Genomic DNA, 16,403 nt, shown 5'->3' on the forward strand with positions numbered 1-16,403 from the left:
GGGTGGGTGCAGACGTGGTCCCGCAGCGAGTCGACCGACAGATCCAATTGAAGACCCGAAGTCAGTGAGTGGGTGAGTCAGGAAGACCGCTGCGGGACCACGCCAACCATTCTCACTGTGAGTGGGGGCGGTCCGCTCTCCGTAGACTGGGCGGGTGCCGTCAACGTTGCCCGAGGGGGAGGTTGCGCCCCAGGACGGGGCGTTGCCGGATGCCGCAGTCCGTGAGGCGGCCGACCGCCCGTTCGGCTTCTACCTGCACGTGCCGTTCTGCGCGTCCCGGTGTGGCTACTGCGACTTCAACACCTACACCGCCAAGGAGCTCGGCGGCGGTGGCTCGCAGGCGTCGTACGCGGAGACTGCGATCGGCGAGGTCCGGCTCGCGCGGAGAGTTCTGAAGGACCTCGACAAGCCGGTCGAGACGGTCTTCTTCGGAGGCGGTACGCCGACGTTGCTCCCGGCCGCTGATCTCGGGGCGATGCTCAAGGCGGTGCGCGACGAGTTCGGTCTCGCGCCGGGCGCCGAGGTCAGTACCGAGGCGAATCCCGAGTCGGTCGATCCGGCGTACCTGGAAGCCTTGCTGGAGGCTGGATTCACCCGGGTGAGCTTCGGGATGCAGAGTGCTTCGTCGCATGTGCTGAAGATTCTCGACCGCCACCACACGCCTGGTCGCGCGTTGCAGGCCGTGAAGGAAGCGACCGCGGCCGGCTTCGAGCACGTGAACCTGGACCTGATCTACGGCACGCCGGGGGAGTCCCTCGAAGACTGGCGTACGTCGCTCGAGTCGGCTCTGTCCGCGGATCCGGATCACGTCAGTGCCTACGCGCTGATCGTCGAGGACGGGACCCAACTGGCGCGCCGGGTCCGGCGCGGTGAGCTGCCGATGCCGGACGACGACGACCTGGCCGACAAGTACGTGCTCGCCGACGACCTGCTCAGCCAGGCCGGCCTGAACTGGTACGAGGTCTCCAACTGGGCCCGCGCCGAGGACGCCCGCTGCCGCCACAACGAGCTCTACTGGCGCGGCGACACCTGGTGGGGCATCGGGCCCGGCGCGCACAGCCACGTCGGTGGTGTCCGCTGGTGGAACGTCAAGCACCCCACCGCGTACGCCGAACGTCTGAACGCCGGCCACAGTCCGGCCCTCGCCCGCGAGCTCCTGGACGACGAGACCCGCCGGATCGAGCGAGTGCTTCTTGAGGTCCGTCTCGCCGCCGGTCTGCCGCTCGACGTCCTCGACGCGCCCGGCCGGGCCGCCGTCGACACGATCGCCACCGACGGCCTCATCACCGTCGCTGACGACCGCCTCACCTTGACCGACCGCGGCCGTCTCCTCGCCGACGCCGTCGTCCGCGATCTTCTGCCCTGAGCACTGTTCCTGGTAACAGGCTGTGAAGAACGTAAAGTTTGAGCGGACGGTAATCGGCGTGGTTCGCAGCGTGATAACGATGCCTGGTATGTACTGACCTAGGTGTTCCGGTACCGGAGAGTAGTCACTGAAGGCTTGACACAGCCGGTGAAAACGCTCGAAACTCAGCTCACTTTCGCGATCCGAGAGCGCTCTCAACTCCGTCCAGTTCCAGGGAGCCATTCCATGCGGCGCAGATTCCGTGCCGGCCACCGCCCTGTCGCAGTCGTGCTCGGTTGCGCCCTCGCCCTGCTGGCTGCCTCCTGCGGCGGCTCGGGCGGATCGGGTAGCTCCGGCGATCAGCCGAAGATCGAGCTGACCATCTCGACCTTCAACGAGTTCGGGTACGACGACCTGTACGACGAGTACATGGCCGAGCACCCGAACATCCGGATCATCGAACGGCACGCCGAGACCGTTGACGCGCACATCAAGAACCTCGACACCAACCTGGCCAGTGGCTCCGGGATGGCCGATATCGAGGCGATGGAGATCGGCTGGATCTACAAGTACCTGGCGCGCGGCGACCAGTTCGTCGACCTGCGCGACTTCGGCGCGAACGACCTGAAGGACCGCTGGCTGGACTGGAAGGTGGCCGGTGCCACCACACAGGACGGCCGGATCATCGGCTACGGCACGGATATCGGCCCGGAGGCGATCTGCTACCGCCGCGACCTGTTCGCCAAGGCGGGGCTGCCGACCGACCGGGTCGAGGTGGCCAAGCTGTTCGCGGACTGGCCGTCGTACTTCGCGACCGGACGCAAGTTCAAGGAGAAGGTGCCGGGCTCGGCCTGGTACAGCTCTGCGGCGCTGACCTGGGAAGCGATGCGGAACCAGCTGATCCAGGCCTACTACTCCAACCAGGACCGCTTCCTCGGCAGCGAGAACCGGCAGCTGAAGAGCACCTGGGACCAGGTGGTGCAGGGCAGTGCGGACGGGCTGTCCGCGCGGCTGCAGGAGTGGAGCGATGCCTGGAACAAGTCGTTCCGGACCGAGGCGTTCGCGACGATCGCCTGCCCGGGCTGGCTGCTCGGTGTCATCCAGGACAACGCGGGAAGCTACGGCAAGGAGAAGTGGGACGTCGCCGATGTCTTCCCCAATGGCGGTGGTAACTGGGGCGGGTCGTACCTGACCGTGCCGAAGCAGTCGTCGCAACAGGCCGAAGCCGCCCGGCTGGCGGCCTGGCTGACCGCGCCGGAGCAGCAGGTCAAGGTGTTCAAGAAGGTCGGTTCGTTCCCCTCGACGGTCGACGCGTACGACGACACCCAGGTGAAGTCGCAGGTCAACGCGTACTTCAACAACGCGCCGGTCGGCCAGATCTTCGTCAACCGGGCCCGGGCCGTGATCCTGAAGCAGCACAAGGGCCCTCGCGAGGGCGAGATCAACCAGGTGTTCAGCGCCGAACTGGCCAAAGTTGACCAAGGCAAGGAGACTCCGCTCAAGGCCTGGAATAGAGCCCTGAACGGCGCCGAACGAGCAGCAAACACCCGATCCAGCGGGTGACGCCAGAAAATAACCCCGGGAAGTAATACGGTGTGAACACACACCAGCCGACACGGGGAGGACCGATGGACGACACGGGTACTCCTACGCTCGAGCAGGTCGCAGCGCTGGCCGGGGTTTCGCGCGCGACCGTGTCACGAGTGGTGAACGGATCGCCGAAGGTGCTGCCGGATACGGTGGCGCTCGTCGAGCGGGCGATCGGTCAGCTCGGCTACGTGCCGAACCGGGCCGCCCGCGCGCTGGTGACCCGGCGGACGGACTCGATCGCGATCGTGGTGCCGGAGCCGGACAGCCGGGTGTTCTCCGACCCCTTCTTCGCCGGGATGCTACGTGGCGTGAGCCGCACGCTGGCCCCGACGTCCTCCCAGATGGTCCTGCTGCTCGAGCCCGCCGAAGGCGACGACCAGCGGTTGCTGCGCTACCTGCGCGGCGGGCACGTCGACGGTGCGGTCATCATCAGCCACCACGGCCGCGACAACGTGCTGCAGGAGCTCGCGCAACTGCCGTTGCCGATCGTGTTCAGCGCCCGCCCGCTAGGGGTCGACGTACCGGTCGCGAGTGTGGACGTGGACAACGTGGCGGGTGCACGGACAGCGGTCGAGCATCTGCTCGGTCTCGGTCGGCGCAAGCTCGGCACGGTCGCCGGGCCGCTCGACATGACGGCCGGGCTGGACCGGCTGACCGGATACCAGGCGGTGATGGGCGAGGCCGGTCTGCCGGAGGCTGTGGCCATTGGCGACTTCACCGCCGATGGTGGCGAGCAGGCCGCGATCCAGTTGCTCGACAAGCATCCCGACCTCGACGGCATCTTCGTGGCGAACGACCTGATGGCCACCGCCGTACTGCGGGTGTTGTCCGAGCGTGGTCGTCGCGTGCCGGCGGATGTTGCGGTGGTCGGTTTCGACGACTCGGTGATGGCGACCACGACGACGCCGAAGCTGACCACGGTTCGCCAGCCGGTGGAGCTGATGGGCGCGCGGCTCGCCGAGATCCTGCTGGCCAAGATCGGTGGCGCCGATCTGCGCAGCCCCGAGGTCTACGGCACCGAGCTGATCATCCGCGAATCCACCTGATCGCCTAGGGCGGGTCGTTCTCGAACAGGAACTGGACCCGCACCGAGTCGTTGAACGGTACGACGACAGTCGTGTTCGACGCCGTCCAGTTCTGCGGGACCAGGAACAACCGGTTCTCGCCGACCACGAGCAACCGCAGCCCGCGGTAGCGATAGTTGAACGTCTGCCCCTTGCCCGACTGGAGCGCGGTCTCCTCCAAGCCCGGCGACCGCAGCGCCAGCTTCTCCTTCGTGTCCAGGATGACTACAGGGAAGCGATCGAGGTTCCGCGCATCGGACTTCGCCAGCCCGCGACCGGAGTACTGCGCGGTCGTAGCGGTCGCCCAGAACGCGGTAGTCACAGTGACGACCGCGAGCAGGACGATCAGCACCCGCGGCGGACGGGAAGCGGGCTCGAGCCGACTGCGCAGGTAGGTGGCGTAGGCGAGCGCCGCCGAGGACAGACCGATCACCACCGGTACGACGAGGGCGTAGTACGGCATCTGCCCTAGCAAGGGATACGTCAGCAACCCGATCACGCCGAGCAGCAGCGCAACGACGATCACCCGCGTCGATCGCCGTACGGCGATTGCTGTCGGGTGGATCGCGTTGTGCACAAGCAGCGCGGCCACCGCGAGCAAGGTGATCACCAGCAGCGGGACGAGCAGCGGCTGCGGACTGCGCATCACGTAGTCCTGCGTACTCAGGCCGATCGTGTCGACGTCGATCCCGAAGTACTCGTACTGCGAACGCGCCGAGACGTACCCGAAGTAGAACAGCAGCGCGCTGATCAGCGTCACCGGCGTGACGATGCCGGCGGCGAAGCTCACCCAACGCTCGGCCTGTGACCGCTCGTCAGCCACCGGTCGGAGTCTCCGGCGTCTCGCTGGGCGCAGGCGTCAACTCGCCAGGAATGAAGAACACAAAGCTGCCCTTGCCAGCAGTCGCTTTGAGATCCGAGCAGTCCTCCTCGGTAGCACACGTCACCTGCGCCGGTACGACGACCTTGACCTCGCTACTGCCGTTGGCGATCTGGCGCGCGCCGACGTAGCAGGAGTCGAGTGAGCCCGCTTTCCACTGCACGTCCTTGCACGGTCTGCGGTCCTTGCAGATGCTGTCGTCGAGCTGGAAGATTCCCTCCGGCTCGAGGTGGACGGGCCCGAGATCAACCGTCGTGCCTTCCTTCAATTCGACACCTGTCAAGGAGACTGCGGCACACTGCTCGACCCCGGCCTCGTCGGGCGCACCGCCGACAGGTGCCGTCGCGAGCCCGAAGCCAGGTTTCTTCTCCTCAGGCTGCGAGCTCTCCGGATCAGTAGGCTCCGGCGCCGGTTCGTCGCTCGTCAGAACCGGTTCAGTTGGCGCCGCACCAGGCGGATCGTTGCTCGAAGTCCCCGAGCACCCCACGACCAGTAATAGGATCACAAGCACCGTCGAAATCGCGCGCATTCCAGCCACCCCCTCCCAGGATGCGCCTTCCGGAAGGTGCACGCCAGGGCACAGTTTCGTTCACTCTCCGCTGTTGCAATCGTTTCTTTGTGTGACCATGGTGGTAGCTGTGAGGCAAAGGTTGTATCTGGTGGCTCCACGCCTACTGCGCAGCACTCAGCACGGCACCTCGCCGCACTGGTGCAAAGGGCAAGATGCTCCGCATCTAACCCTTCACCCCAGCGCGCCGATGCACCGCACCGAGCACTTGCTCGCTACGGCGTGGAGCCACCAGACACAACCTAGGGGGAAGTAATGAGTGAACACGAGATCCGGATCGCGCTGGTTCTCAACGGTGGTGTGAGTTTGGCCGTCTGGATGGGCGGTGTGACGCACGAGCTGGACCTGATCCGGCGTGCGTCCGGGTCCGGGGCCGCGCCCGGTCCGCAGCCGTACGACGCGGTGCTGGCGGAGCGCTGGCGTGAGCTCTGTCAGCGTGGTGACGAGCGACGGCGCGTTGTCATCGACGTGATTGCCGGTACGAGCGCCGGTGGGCTGAACGGTTCCTTGCTGGCGACCGCGATCTCGAACGGGTCGACGCTCGACCCGGGTGGCTCGGACGGGCCGTGGTTGCGGCAGAAGTGGGTCGGGCTCGGAGCGCTCGAGGTCGGCAAGCTCGTGCCGTCGGCGGGAAAGAAGTCGACCTCGGTGCTGGACGGCAACTACTTCCTGCAGGAGCTGGAGAGCCTGCTGAAGGGCGTTGCGGACGCGGGCGAGACAGCAGCCGAGGAGCCGGTCACGCTCTTCGTCACGGCGTCCGGTCTCGGCGTGCAGCAGTTCGAGGCGCGGGATGCGGCCGGCCAGCGATTCGTCGTACCGGATCATCGGTATCTGTTTGCCTTCACCAGTGAGAACGCGGCGAAGTACGACGAGAAGACCCGGTCGTTCGCAGTCAAGGAAACCAATGCGCTGAAGGACACCAAACTGCTGGCGCGTGCCGCGCGGGCGAGCGCGTCGTTCCCGGCCGCGTTCGGGCCGGTGCTGGAGACGCCGCGGCTGGCGTCGTCGCCGCCAAGGATGCAGCCGACAACGGCCGAGTCCGGTGCCTGGCTGGTTGACGGCGGGGTGCTCGACAACGCGCCGTTCGGGCCGGTGCTCGACGTGGTCGCGCGGCGCCCGGTCGCCGGACGAGCGAGCAGATACGTCCTGTACGTCGTACCGTCCGCCGGGATCGGTAGTGCGTCGACGGCGTTGCCCGAGGCGAAGGAGCCGAGTTGGCGGGTGGCCGCGTTGTCAGCCGTGCAGTTCCCGCGCGAGGTGGATTTCCGCTCCGACGTCGAGCAGCTCGAACGCTTGCTGCTGGAGGCGGACGCGTCCTGGTCGGACACCCAGCGGCTCTTCGATCGTTGCATGGAGCAACCAGCTGATCGGGAGCGGTTGCATGCGGCGGCGCAGGCGTTGCAACCGACGTACTCGCGCGGCCGGGCCGCCGGCGGTGTCTGGGAGGCCGTGACGATCGCGAGCCACGACCAGTCGACCGTGCTCGATGCGGCCTCGGCGTTGTCCGAGACCGAGATCGACGAGATCCTCGCGACCGCACATCCGTGGGTGCCGGATCCGGATGGCGGGATCAAGCCGCTGCAGCAGAACGGCGAGGCCCGCTGGGTGTGGGGGACGGGTGCTGCCGAGCGCGTGATCCGGTTGATCCTGCGCTCGTTGCGCAACCGGATCAGCACAGCTCCGGAAGTAGAGCTCCCCGAGCTTGAACGGCGGCTGCAGGCGACGAGTGACTGTCTGCTCAAGGCTCAGGCTGTGCGCGACGCGTTGACCGACCAGCTCACCACAGCGGATCTCGACCTGCGACCGGCCGGTGGCGCCGAGGCGGTTGCGGTCGGGCTGACCGACATCTTCGAGGACCTGCAGATCCAGGAGGCGCTCGGCGCCGCTTTCGCTGAGCTGGTCGCGGTGATCGGCTGGAATCTTGTCGAGACCGCGCTGGAAGTGGAGATCGTCTCGCGCTGTACGTCGGCGCGGACGCCGCAGCAGCGCAGTGCGCCGTTCCAGTTCCTCCGGCTCGGACCGGACATTCCCTTGACCCTGCTGGATGATCTCCCGGCCGGCTCGATTGCGGATGACCTGAAGGACCGCATCCTCTACGGGAGTCAGGTCGGCCATTTCGGTGCGTTCGGCGCAGCGGACTGGCGGCGCTGGGACTGGCTGATGGGTCGCCTGCACTGCGTGGCGCACCTTGGCACGATGCTCGGCGCGGACGCGGACTGGATCCGCGAGACACAACGCCAGGTGCTGCAGGCCGAGGACTGGAAGCCGCAGGCGGTCGCGGATCGGATTCAGCGGCTGGCCGAGGACTTCCCGGCCGATGCCGGGCTCGGTGCGCTGTCGACGATGCGCGACGAGCTGAACCAATCAGCCGAGGGCCGGGCGACGACCAAGGGCCTCGCCGACCGGATGGTCGATGTCTCCAGCGGCCTCGGACCCCAGGTGGGCAACGCGGTCAAGGCGATGGCCGGCCGCAAGCACCAGCCAGGCTCGTGGTTGCTGCGGACCGCGCGCTGGTTCACCGAGCCGGCCCGCGAGACCGTCTGGGGCCGAATGGTGCGCGGCGCCAAGCTGACCCCGGCCAAGCGTCCGCTGCTGTTCGAACCATGGATGCCGCTGGCCGCAGTCGGGCTCGGCGTGATCCTGCTGCTCGTGGCCGATTCCGTCGATACGGTCGGGATCCGGATCCTGGCCGCCGTACTAGCCGGGGTGGCGCTGGCGTCCGGAGTGCTGCTCGGCGCGCTGACCTATTACGTCCGGCGAGCGCGCCGGACGATCCGGGCCTGGATCGAGAAGCGGCTGCCGGAGATCAGTCCAGAGTCACGAAATCGATGAGCTCCTCGACCCGGCCGAGCAGGCTCGGGTCGAGGTCGGAGAAGTTCTTCACCTTGGACAGCATGTGCTGCCAGGCCGCGGCGACGTCGGCCTGGTCGGTGGCCGGCCAGCCGAACGACTGCAGCACACCTTTCTTCCAGTCCTGGCCGTGCGGAATCCGCGGCCAGGCCTTGATGCCGACCGTGGCCGGTTTGATCGCCTCCCAGACGTCGATGAACGGATGCCCGACGATCCGCACGTACCGGTTGTCGATCTGGGCGGCGATCTTCGATTCCTTGGAGCCCTCGACCAGGTGGTCGACCAGGACGCCGAGCCGGCGGCCGGGGGCGGGCTGGAAGCGGTTCACGATCTCGGGCAGGTCGTCGATACCGCCGAGGTACTCGACGACGACGCCCTCGATCCGCAGGTCGTCACCCCAGACCTTCTCGACCAGCTCCGCGTCATGGCGGCCCTCGACGTAGATCCGGCTGGCCCGGGCCACCCTGGCCCGGACATTGTCGACCGCGACCGAACCGGACGCCGTACGGGTCTTCTTGGCCGGGCCCGCCTTCTTCGGTGGTTGCAGGCTGACCGGCTTGCCATCCAGCCAGAAGCCCGGACCCGTCGGGTACGTGCGGACCTGGCCGTGCCGGTCCTCGAGATCGACCACGCCGTGCTCCCAGCGCACGATCGCGCCGACGAATCCGGACGTGGGTTCCTCGACCACCATGCCCTTCTCCATCGCGACCTCGACGGTCCGCCCGTTCTTGGGCTTGCGCCAGTCCCCACTCAGTACGTCGTTTCCATACCGATCAGCCACGCCCCAACCGTACCGGCTTGCTGAGCAGCAAGTAGGTAACGAAACCGGCCACCAGGCCGACGATCCAGGAGTAGTCGTACAAGGGCTTGAGGAACGGGATCAGGCCGTCAGCGGGGAAGGGGCCGGCGCCTGGGTTCGAGTACGCGCCGCCGACCGCGAGGAGCGAGCCGAAGATCGTGGCGACGACAGCGCGCCAGTTCCAGCCGGCTGAGTACCAGTAGCGGCCGGACGACTTGTAGAGGTCGGGCAGCACCAGCGCCGTACGGTCCAGGAACCAGTAGCCGGCGATCAGGACACCGGCGACCGAGGCGAGCAGGCCGCCGTAGAAGGACAGCCAGACGAAGATGTAGATCGACGGGTCGGAGATCAGTCGCCACGGCTGGATCACGACGCCGATGACACCGGTGAGCAGACCGGCGGTGCGGAAGGTCAGCCAGCGCGGCAACGCGTTAGCGAAGTCGTACGACGGGCTGACGACGTTGGCCGCCACATTGCAGGACATGGTGGCGAGGATCGCCATGATCAACCCGATCGTGACGACCACCGGGTTCTCGAACCGCCGGGTCAGCTCGACCGGGTCCCAGATCGCCGAACCGTAGACGATCACGGTGCCCGAGGTGGTGATGATCGAGACCAGCGCGATGAACGACATCGTCGTCGGCAGGCCGATGATCTGCCCGATCACCTGCTGGCGCTGGCCTTTGCCGAACCGGGTGAAGTCCGGCATGTTCAGGCTGAGCGTCGCCCAGAACGCGATCATGCCCATCAGCGACGGCGCGAAGATCGTCCAGAAGTCGGAGCCCCAGCCGAGCTTCGACGGCTGCGACAGGATCGGGCCGAAGCCACCGGCCTTGACCAGGATCGCGATCATCAGCGCCAGGAACGCCACCGTGACCAGCGGTGCCGCCCAGTTCTCGAACCGGCGCAGTCCCTCGATCCCGCGCCAGATCAGGGCCATCTGCAGCAGCCAGAAGAGGCCGAAGCTGAGCCACATCGTCCACGGATGACCGCCGACCGCGGACGCGTCGGTCCAGCCCTTGCCGAACAGTTCACCGGCGATCACGTAGATCGCCTGACCGCCGATCCAGGTCTGGATACCGAACCAGCCGCAGGCGACGAACGCCCGCAGCAGCGCCGGGAAGTTCGCGCCGCGGACGCCGTAGAAGGCGCGCGCGAAGACCGGGAACGGGATGCCGTACTTGGTGCCCGCATGGCTGTTCAGCAACAGCGGGACCAGCACGATCAGGTTCCCCAGTGTGATCGTGAGGAAGGCCTGCAGCCAGTTCATCCCGAGTGTGACGAGCCCCGCGGCCAGCAGGTAGCTCGGGATGTTGTGAGCCATCCCCATCCACAAGGCGGCGTAGTTGTACGTCGTCCAGTTCCGCTCCGGCAGCCTCGTCGGAGCGAGCTCCGCGTTGCCGTACGGACTGTTCGCGACCGCATCCGGATCGGTCAGTTCGACCCGGCCGTCCGGATGTGTCGTCTGCTCAGTGGTGGTGGCCATGGATCAAGTTGCCCCTTTCACCGAACGTGTGTCAACGAGTAACTACTACTTCACCAGACGCAAGGTGAGCGGGTACTTGTACGGCAGGCCCTTGCTGGCGGCAATGGTGGCGAGAATCGCGAACACCAGTGCGGCGGCCCAGACGGCGAAGAACGTCAGGAAGCCGATGAACACCACCATCAGGATCGACGAGGCGATGTACCCGATGGTGACGGTGATCTGGAAGTTCAGCGACTCGACGGCGTGTGCGCGCACCATCGGCGACTTCTCGCCCTGGACGAGCAGCACGACCAGCGGCGCGATGAACCCGGCCACGATCGTGAGGATGTGCGCCAGCAGCGCCCAGGTGCGCTCGTCCTGCGGGCTCAGCGGCTGCGGCTGGTACGGCTGCTGCTGGCTCTGTGACTGCTGGAAGGCCGGCGGCGGCTGGAACTGCTGGCCGGCCGGCGGAACGTAGTTGTTCTGCGGCGGCGGGTTGTAGCTCGGCGGTTCAGTGTTCTGCGGCTCGGTGTTCTGCGGTTCGGTCATGCCGAGAACGGTAAGGCTCTCAGGTATACCGATGGTCAAGTTGTGGCGTCGATCGTGCACCTGTGCACGATCGAGCGCTCAGCTCGGCCCGAGCAGCGGGATCGTCGGCCGCCGCGGCGGTCCGAGAACTTCATACGCTCGCTTGATCGCGTCCTGCAGTTCGGCCGCATCCCACGGCCAGCCGTCCTGGTGCTCAAGGGCTTTCTCGAGCGACGTCCCCGCATGGTGCAGGTCGGAGATCACGTTGGCGACCTGGCCGAGCTCTGCGGACTGGTTGGTCGCGAACGCCGCGTCGACCACTGCGCCATGACCCGGTACGACGGTCGCGCCCTTCGGCATCGTCCCGATGACCCGCTCCAGCGTGTCCGGCCACTCGAGCGGGAACGAGTCGTCGCCGTACTGCGGGGGCTGTGACTCCTCGATCAGGTCGCCGAGGAAGAACACATTCACATCCGGTACGACGGCCACCGCGTCGCCGGCGGTGTGTCCGTTGCCCAGGTACAGCAGCTCGACCCGTCGATCACCAAGGTCGATCACCTTCGCGACCGCGAACGACTCGGCCTTCAAGTCGATCGCCGCGATCGTGTTCTCGTGCGCGTAGGCGGTCGCCTCCGCGAACACGCTGTTCCCGTTCACGTGGTCGTAGTGCGAGTGCGTGTTGACGACCCACCGCACCGGCTGGTCGGTCACCTCACGAATGTGCCCGAGCAGTTCCTCGGCCTCTTCGGTCGTGGCGCGGGTGTCGATCACCAACGCGCCACCGCTTCCGACGACCAACCCGATGTTCAGGTCCAACTCGTCGTACCGCCGCACCCAGCACCTGTCGCCCAGCTCAACCCACATGCCGACGACCCTACTTGCCGATCACATCGCCTCTGGTCACCTGGTCCTTGCCCAGCCCGCGCAGGAGCAGACCGACGTTGTCGCCGGCGTTCGCCACGGTCGTGGTCTTCCGGAACATCTCGATGCCGTCGATCTGGGTCTGCAGCAGGACCTGGCCGGCCCGGGTGACCACCACCTCGTCACCGACCGTCGCGCTGCCGGACAGCACCCGCCCGGTCACCACAGTGCCGCGGCCGGTGATCGAGAAGACGTCCTCGATCGCCATCCCGAACGGGCCGGACGGCACGACATCCTGCGGCCGATCCGGCACGGAGTCCTGTGGGGTCTTCCAAAACTTCCAGCTCATGGGCCGACCCTAGACCGTGACGGGGACAGAAGCTTAAGGTCGATTTGCGAATCTTCCGGTGGTTGCTACGAAACTTTCGCTCCGTTGAATTGTTGAAAGGTGGTTGATGTGACGACACGACGCGCGCTGGTGGTGCGGGGTGGCTGGGACGGGCATGTGCCGGTCGAGGCGACCGAACTGTTCATTCCGTACCTGAAGGAGAACGGGTACGACGTCACCACGTCGGAGAGCACCGAGAGCTACCTGGATCTCGACGGGGTCGACCTGGTGCTGCAGTGCGTGTCGATGGGGGAGACGAAGCCGGAGCACATCAAGAGCCTGGCCGACGCGATCCGTGGCGGGACCGGGTTCGCCGGCTGGCACGGCGGGATCGTGGACTCGTTCCGGGAGAACACCGACTACAGCTTCATCACTGGTGGGCAGTTCATCTCGCACCCGCACAACTTCACCGACTACCGCGTCGAGGTGGTCGCAGAGCACCCGATCGTCGAGGGCATCACGCATTTCGACGTGCACACCGAGCAGTACTACCTGCACGTGGACCCGACCAACGACGTACTGGCCACCACCACTCTCGCCTCGCACCCGGACTTCCCGTGGATCGAGGGGGCCGTGATGCCGGCGGTCTGGACGCGTACGTGGGGCGAGGGGCGCGTGTTCGTCTGCACAGTCGGTCACAAGCTCGACGACTTCGACGTACCCGAGGTGCGCACGATCATCGAGCGGGGGCTGCTGTGGGCGAGCAAGTGACCCGCGTCGGCATCGTCGGCACTGGAGTCATCTCCGGTACCTACCTGGACCACCTGGCCAAGCTCCCCGGTGTCGAGGTGGTCGCAGTGGCCGACCTGGACCTCGCCCGGGCCCAGGCCGTCGCCACGGACAGCGTCCGCGCGCTCTCGCCGGATGACCTGTACGCCGCTGACGACGTCGACATCGTGGTGAACCTGACCATCCCGGCAGCCCACGCCGCCGTGCACCAGGCCGCACTGGCTGCGGGCAAGCACGTGTACGGCGAGAAGCCGTTGGCCATGGACCGTGCTGAGGCCGAGCCGCTGCTCAAGTACGCCGCTGCGAACGACCTGCGCATCGGCTGCGCACCCGACACCGTCCTGGGCACCGGCACTCAGACGGCTCGCGCAGTGATCGACCGTGGCGACATTGGCACCCCACATGCGGCCACTGCCTTCATGGTCACGCCCGGCCACGAGCTGTGGCACCCGGCGCCCGAGTTCTACTACCAGCCCGGCGGCGGTCCGGTCCTCGACATGGGCCCGTACTACATCACCAGCCTGGTCACCCTCCTAGGACCCGTACGGCGGGTAACCGCGCGAGCGGGCCAGTCAAAGCAGGAGCGGATGATCCACACCGGCCCCCGCGCTGGGACCGTGTTCCCGGTCGAGGTGCCGACGCACGTGACCGGCGTACTGGAGCATGAGTCCGGTGCCCTGACCACTGTGCTGATGTCCTTCGACGTGTGGGCCGGCCGGCTCCCGCGGATCGAGGTGCACGGCACCGACGGCAGTCTGTCCGTTCCGGACCCCAACGGCTTCGACGGAGCGGTCGAGCTCGTCACGGCGGCGCAGCGGGAGTGGACCGAGGTGCCAACAGCCGGTGGGTACGCCGGAGCGGGTCGGGGTGTTGGTGTCGCGGACATGGCCCGGGCTTTGCGCAACGGCGAACCGCACCGCGCGAATGGTGAGCTGGCCTACCACGTGCTCGACGTACTGGAGTCTTTTATCGACTCCGCCGTACAGGATCAGCCTCTTGATGTGGCCAGTACAGTGACGCGCCCCGCAGCCGTTCCATTGGGAGCGACGCCGGACACCGCCTAGACTGGCACTCTGACTTTGTGAGTGCCAAGCAATAGCGGCGGAGCTGGGAGAGGGTGGTGCGCGTGCTGGACGAGCGCAAGTTGGATGTGCTCCGCGCCATCGTCGAGGACTACGTGGCCACCCACGAGCCGGTCGGCTCGAAGACTCTGGTCGACCGGCACAACCTCGGCGTCTCCCCGGCCACCGTGCGCAACGACATGGCCGCGCTGGAGGAGGAGGGGTACATCACCCAGCCCCACACCAGCGCCGGCCGGATCCCGACCGATGCCGGCTACCGGCTGTTCGTCGACAAGCTCAGCACCGTCAAGACGCTGTCCGCGGCCGAGAAGAAGGCCATCACGTCCTTCCTCGGCGGCGCAGTCGACCTGGACGACGTGGTCAAGCGGACCGTCCGGCTGCTGGCCCAGATCACCCGCCAGGTCGCGATCGTGCAGTATCCGTCGCTCAACCGGTCGAGCGTTCGGCACATCGAGGTCGTCACGATGACCCCGAGCCGGCTGCTCCTGGTGCTGATCACCAGCAACGGCCGGGTCGAGCAGCGGATCGTGGAGCTGCCGCACGAGATCGACGAGCAGCTCGTCGCCGACCTGCGCTCGCGGCTGAACACGGCGATGACCGGCCAGCGCATGACCGAGGCGACCACCTCGCTGGCCAACGTCACCGACAGCTTCGCGCCGGCTGACCGGCCGCAGGTGGCCGCGATCGTCACCACCCTGCTCGAAGCCTTCACCGACGAGATGGGTGAGCAGCGGATCGCCGTCGGCGGCGCCGCCAACCTGACCCGGTACGGCGACGACTTCGAGCGGAACGTGAAGCCCGTGCTGGAGGCGCTGGAGGAGCACGTCATCCTGCTCAAGCTCCTCGGCGAGGCGACCCACCCGCAGACCCTGACCGTCCGCATCGGCCACGAGAACCCGTTCGAGGAGATGGCGACCACCTCGGTGATCGCCACCGGTTACGGCTCGAAGTCGGAGTCGCTGGCCACCCTCGGCATCGTCGGCCCGACGCACATGGACTACCCGAGCACGATGGGCGCCGTACGGGCCGTCGCGCGGTACGTCAGCCAGATCCTGGCTGAATCATGACGAATCTGAAGAATTCCACCAACCCTTGGTCTGGAGTATGAGCACCGATTACTACGCCGTCCTGGGCGTCAGCCGTGACGCTTCAGCGGAAGAGATCAAGAAGGCGTACCGCAAGCTGGCACGCCAATACCACCCGGACGTCAACGACTCCGAGGACGCGCACCACAAGTTCCAGGAGATCGGCCGCGCGTTCCAGGTGCTGAGCGATCCGCAGAAGCGGCAGATGCACGACCTCGGCGGCGATCCGTTCGCGTCCGCCGGTGGTGGCGCCGGCGGATTCCCCGGCGGTCAGGCGTTCACGTTCACCGACATCATGGACGCGTTCTTCGGCCAGACCGGTGGGGCGACCCGCGGTCCGCGGCCGCGCACGCGCCGTGGCCAGGACGCACTGATCCCGCTGCGGATCGATCTGGCCGAGGCGGCCTTCGGGACGACTCGCGAGCTCAAGGTCGACACCGCGGTGCTGTGCCCGACCTGTTCGGGTTCCGGCGCGAATGCCGGCTCTGAGCCGGTCACCTGCGAGATCTGCCACGGCCGTGGCGAGGTGACGCACACGCAGCGCTCGTTCCTCGGCGAGGTGCGCACGATGCGTCCCTGCCCGACCTGTCGCGGCTTCGGCACGACCATCCCGAACCCGTGCGTCGAGTGCGCCGGTGACGGCCGCGTCCGCTCCCGCCGTACCGTCACCGTCAAGATTCCCGGCGGCGTCGACTCCGGCACCCGCGTCCAGCTGTCCGGCCAGGGCGAGGTCGGCCCCGGCGGTGGCCCGGCCGGCGACCTGTACGTCGAGATCGAGGTCGAGCAGCACGAGGTCTTCACCCGCAACGGCGACGACCTGCACTGCACGGTCACGCTGCCGATGACGGCGGCCGCTCTCGGGACGACGATCGACCTGCCGACGCTGGAGGGCGAGACCACCCCGCTGGAGATCCGCCCCGGCACCCAGTCCGGTACGGCGCACACCCTGACCGCGCGCGGTGTTCCGCGACTGCGGCACGCGGGTCGCGGCGACCTGATCGTCCAGATCATCGTCGAGACCCCGACCAAGCTCGACGACAGCCAGATCGAGATGCTCAAGCAGCTCGCCACGGCTCGCGGCGAGGAGCGTCCGCACGGCCAGATCCAGGCCGCCCACAAGGGCGTCTTCGGCCGGCTTCGCGACGCGTTCGGCCCACACTAAAGGCGGC

General features: G+C 67.2%; 15 protein-coding genes. 8 read left to right on the forward strand and 7 right to left on the reverse strand.

What is annotated here, in order from left to right:
• Nucleotides 1–154: 154 nt before the first annotated feature.
• The 3 genes from hemW (at nt 155) to E1263_RS20430 (ending at nt 3,981) form a co-directional block, all read left to right on the forward strand.
• Entirely contained in the window at nt 155–1,366 is a 1,212-nt protein-coding gene (hemW, locus tag E1263_RS20420; protein ID WP_132169697.1) for a radical SAM family heme chaperone HemW, read from the forward strand.
• Nucleotides 1,367–1,591: 225 nt separating this feature from the next.
• Nucleotides 1,592–2,908 (forward strand): ABC transporter substrate-binding protein, encoded by a 1,317-nt coding sequence (locus E1263_RS20425; protein ID WP_132169699.1) that lies wholly within the window; start codon nt 1,592–1,594, stop codon nt 2,906–2,908.
• Nucleotides 2,909–2,973: 65 nt separating this feature from the next.
• Nucleotides 2,974–3,981, forward strand: coding sequence for a LacI family DNA-binding transcriptional regulator (locus tag E1263_RS20430; RefSeq protein ID WP_132169701.1), 1,008 nt, complete (start codon nt 2,974–2,976; stop codon nt 3,979–3,981).
• 4 nt (nt 3,982–3,985) lie between these two features.
• On the opposite strand, the gene E1263_RS20435 is transcribed toward E1263_RS20430, so the two are convergent.
• Both E1263_RS20435 and E1263_RS20440 read right to left on the reverse strand, forming a co-directional pair.
• Entirely contained in the window at nt 3,986–4,822 is an 837-nt protein-coding gene (locus E1263_RS20435) for a hypothetical protein (protein WP_132169703.1), read from the reverse strand.
• Complete coding sequence (locus E1263_RS20440) at nt 4,815–5,408, reverse strand: hypothetical protein (RefSeq protein WP_132169705.1); 594 nt, start codon at nt 5,406–5,408, stop codon at nt 4,815–4,817. The genes E1263_RS20435 and E1263_RS20440 overlap by 8 nt, the downstream gene beginning before the upstream one ends.
• 294 nt (nt 5,409–5,702) lie before the next feature.
• Between E1263_RS20440 and E1263_RS20445 the strand changes: the two genes are divergently transcribed.
• The gene (locus tag E1263_RS20445) at nt 5,703–8,279 is read left to right on the forward strand and encodes a DUF3376 domain-containing protein (RefSeq protein ID WP_132169707.1); all 2,577 of its coding nucleotides are present in this window, start codon (nt 5,703–5,705) and stop codon (nt 8,277–8,279) included.
• Here E1263_RS20445 and E1263_RS20450 read toward each other — a convergent pair.
• From E1263_RS20450 to E1263_RS20470, 5 genes are all read right to left on the reverse strand, one after another.
• Nucleotides 8,254–9,078: a DUF3097 domain-containing protein gene (locus E1263_RS20450; protein WP_132169709.1), complete on the reverse strand. Its 825-nt coding sequence runs from the start codon at nt 9,076–9,078 to the stop codon at nt 8,254–8,256. The genes E1263_RS20445 and E1263_RS20450 overlap by 26 nt on opposite strands.
• Nucleotides 9,071–10,582, reverse strand: a complete 1,512-nt coding sequence (locus tag E1263_RS20455; protein ID WP_132169711.1) for an NCS1 family nucleobase:cation symporter-1 — start codon at nt 10,580–10,582, stop codon at nt 9,071–9,073. Before E1263_RS20455 ends, E1263_RS20450 begins: the two co-directional genes overlap by 8 nt.
• Nucleotides 10,583–10,627: 45 nt before the next feature.
• Nucleotides 10,628–11,110, reverse strand: coding sequence for a DUF4870 domain-containing protein (locus E1263_RS20460; RefSeq protein WP_132169713.1), 483 nt, complete (start codon nt 11,108–11,110; stop codon nt 10,628–10,630).
• 78 nt (nt 11,111–11,188) lie between these two features.
• Nucleotides 11,189–11,953: an MBL fold metallo-hydrolase gene (locus tag E1263_RS20465; RefSeq protein ID WP_132169715.1), complete on the reverse strand. Its 765-nt coding sequence runs from the start codon at nt 11,951–11,953 to the stop codon at nt 11,189–11,191.
• 10 nt (nt 11,954–11,963) lie between these two features.
• The gene (locus E1263_RS20470) at nt 11,964–12,299 is read right to left on the reverse strand and encodes an EF-Tu/IF-2/RF-3 family GTPase (RefSeq protein WP_132169717.1); all 336 of its coding nucleotides are present in this window, start codon (nt 12,297–12,299) and stop codon (nt 11,964–11,966) included.
• Nucleotides 12,300–12,407: 108 nt separating this feature from the next.
• On the opposite strand from E1263_RS20470, the gene E1263_RS20475 reads away from it, so the two are divergent.
• From E1263_RS20475 to dnaJ, 4 genes are all read left to right on the forward strand, one after another.
• Entirely contained in the window at nt 12,408–13,049 is a 642-nt protein-coding gene (locus tag E1263_RS20475) for a ThuA domain-containing protein (RefSeq protein ID WP_238161349.1), read from the forward strand.
• The gene (locus tag E1263_RS20480) at nt 13,034–14,131 is read left to right on the forward strand and encodes a Gfo/Idh/MocA family protein (RefSeq protein ID WP_132169719.1); all 1,098 of its coding nucleotides are present in this window, start codon (nt 13,034–13,036) and stop codon (nt 14,129–14,131) included. The genes E1263_RS20475 and E1263_RS20480 overlap by 16 nt, the downstream gene beginning before the upstream one ends.
• Nucleotides 14,132–14,193: 62 nt before the next feature.
• Complete coding sequence (gene hrcA, locus E1263_RS20485; RefSeq protein WP_132169784.1) at nt 14,194–15,216, forward strand: heat-inducible transcriptional repressor HrcA; 1,023 nt, start codon at nt 14,194–14,196, stop codon at nt 15,214–15,216.
• Nucleotides 15,217–15,253: 37 nt separating this feature from the next.
• Nucleotides 15,254–16,396 (forward strand): molecular chaperone DnaJ, encoded by a 1,143-nt coding sequence (gene dnaJ, locus E1263_RS20490; protein ID WP_132169721.1) that lies wholly within the window; start codon nt 15,254–15,256, stop codon nt 16,394–16,396.
• The last annotated feature ends 7 nt before the right edge of the window (nt 16,397–16,403 follow it).

It is taken from the genome of Kribbella antibiotica (genome assembly GCF_004349055.1).
In the GTDB taxonomy this organism is placed as follows: Bacteria; Actinomycetota; Actinomycetes; order Propionibacteriales; family Kribbellaceae; genus Kribbella; species Kribbella antibiotica.

Excerpts from the sequence above, each read along its gene's own strand:
- E1263_RS20425 (WP_132169699.1), top strand. The coding sequence starts at position 1,592 with ATGCGGCGCAGATTCCGTGCCGGCCACCGCCCTGTCGCAGTCGTGCTC.
- E1263_RS20430 (WP_132169701.1), top strand. The coding sequence starts at position 2,974 with ATGGACGACACGGGTACTCCTACGCTCGAGCAGGTCGCAGCGCTGGCC.
- E1263_RS20440 (WP_132169705.1), bottom strand. The coding sequence starts at position 5,408 with ATGCGCGCGATTTCGACGGTGCTTGTGATCCTATTACTGGTCGTGGGG.
- E1263_RS20445 (WP_132169707.1), top strand. The coding sequence starts at position 5,703 with ATGAGTGAACACGAGATCCGGATCGCGCTGGTTCTCAACGGTGGTGTG.
- E1263_RS20455 (WP_132169711.1), bottom strand. The coding sequence starts at position 10,582 with ATGGCCACCACCACTGAGCAGACGACACATCCGGACGGCCGGGTCGAA.
- E1263_RS20460 (WP_132169713.1), bottom strand. The coding sequence starts at position 11,110 with ATGACCGAACCGCAGAACACCGAGCCGCAGAACACTGAACCGCCGAGC.
- E1263_RS20465 (WP_132169715.1), bottom strand. The coding sequence starts at position 11,953 with ATGTGGGTTGAGCTGGGCGACAGGTGCTGGGTGCGGCGGTACGACGAG.
- E1263_RS20470 (WP_132169717.1), bottom strand. The coding sequence starts at position 12,299 with ATGAGCTGGAAGTTTTGGAAGACCCCACAGGACTCCGTGCCGGATCGG.
- dnaJ (WP_132169721.1), top strand. The coding sequence starts at position 15,254 with ATGAGCACCGATTACTACGCCGTCCTGGGCGTCAGCCGTGACGCTTCA.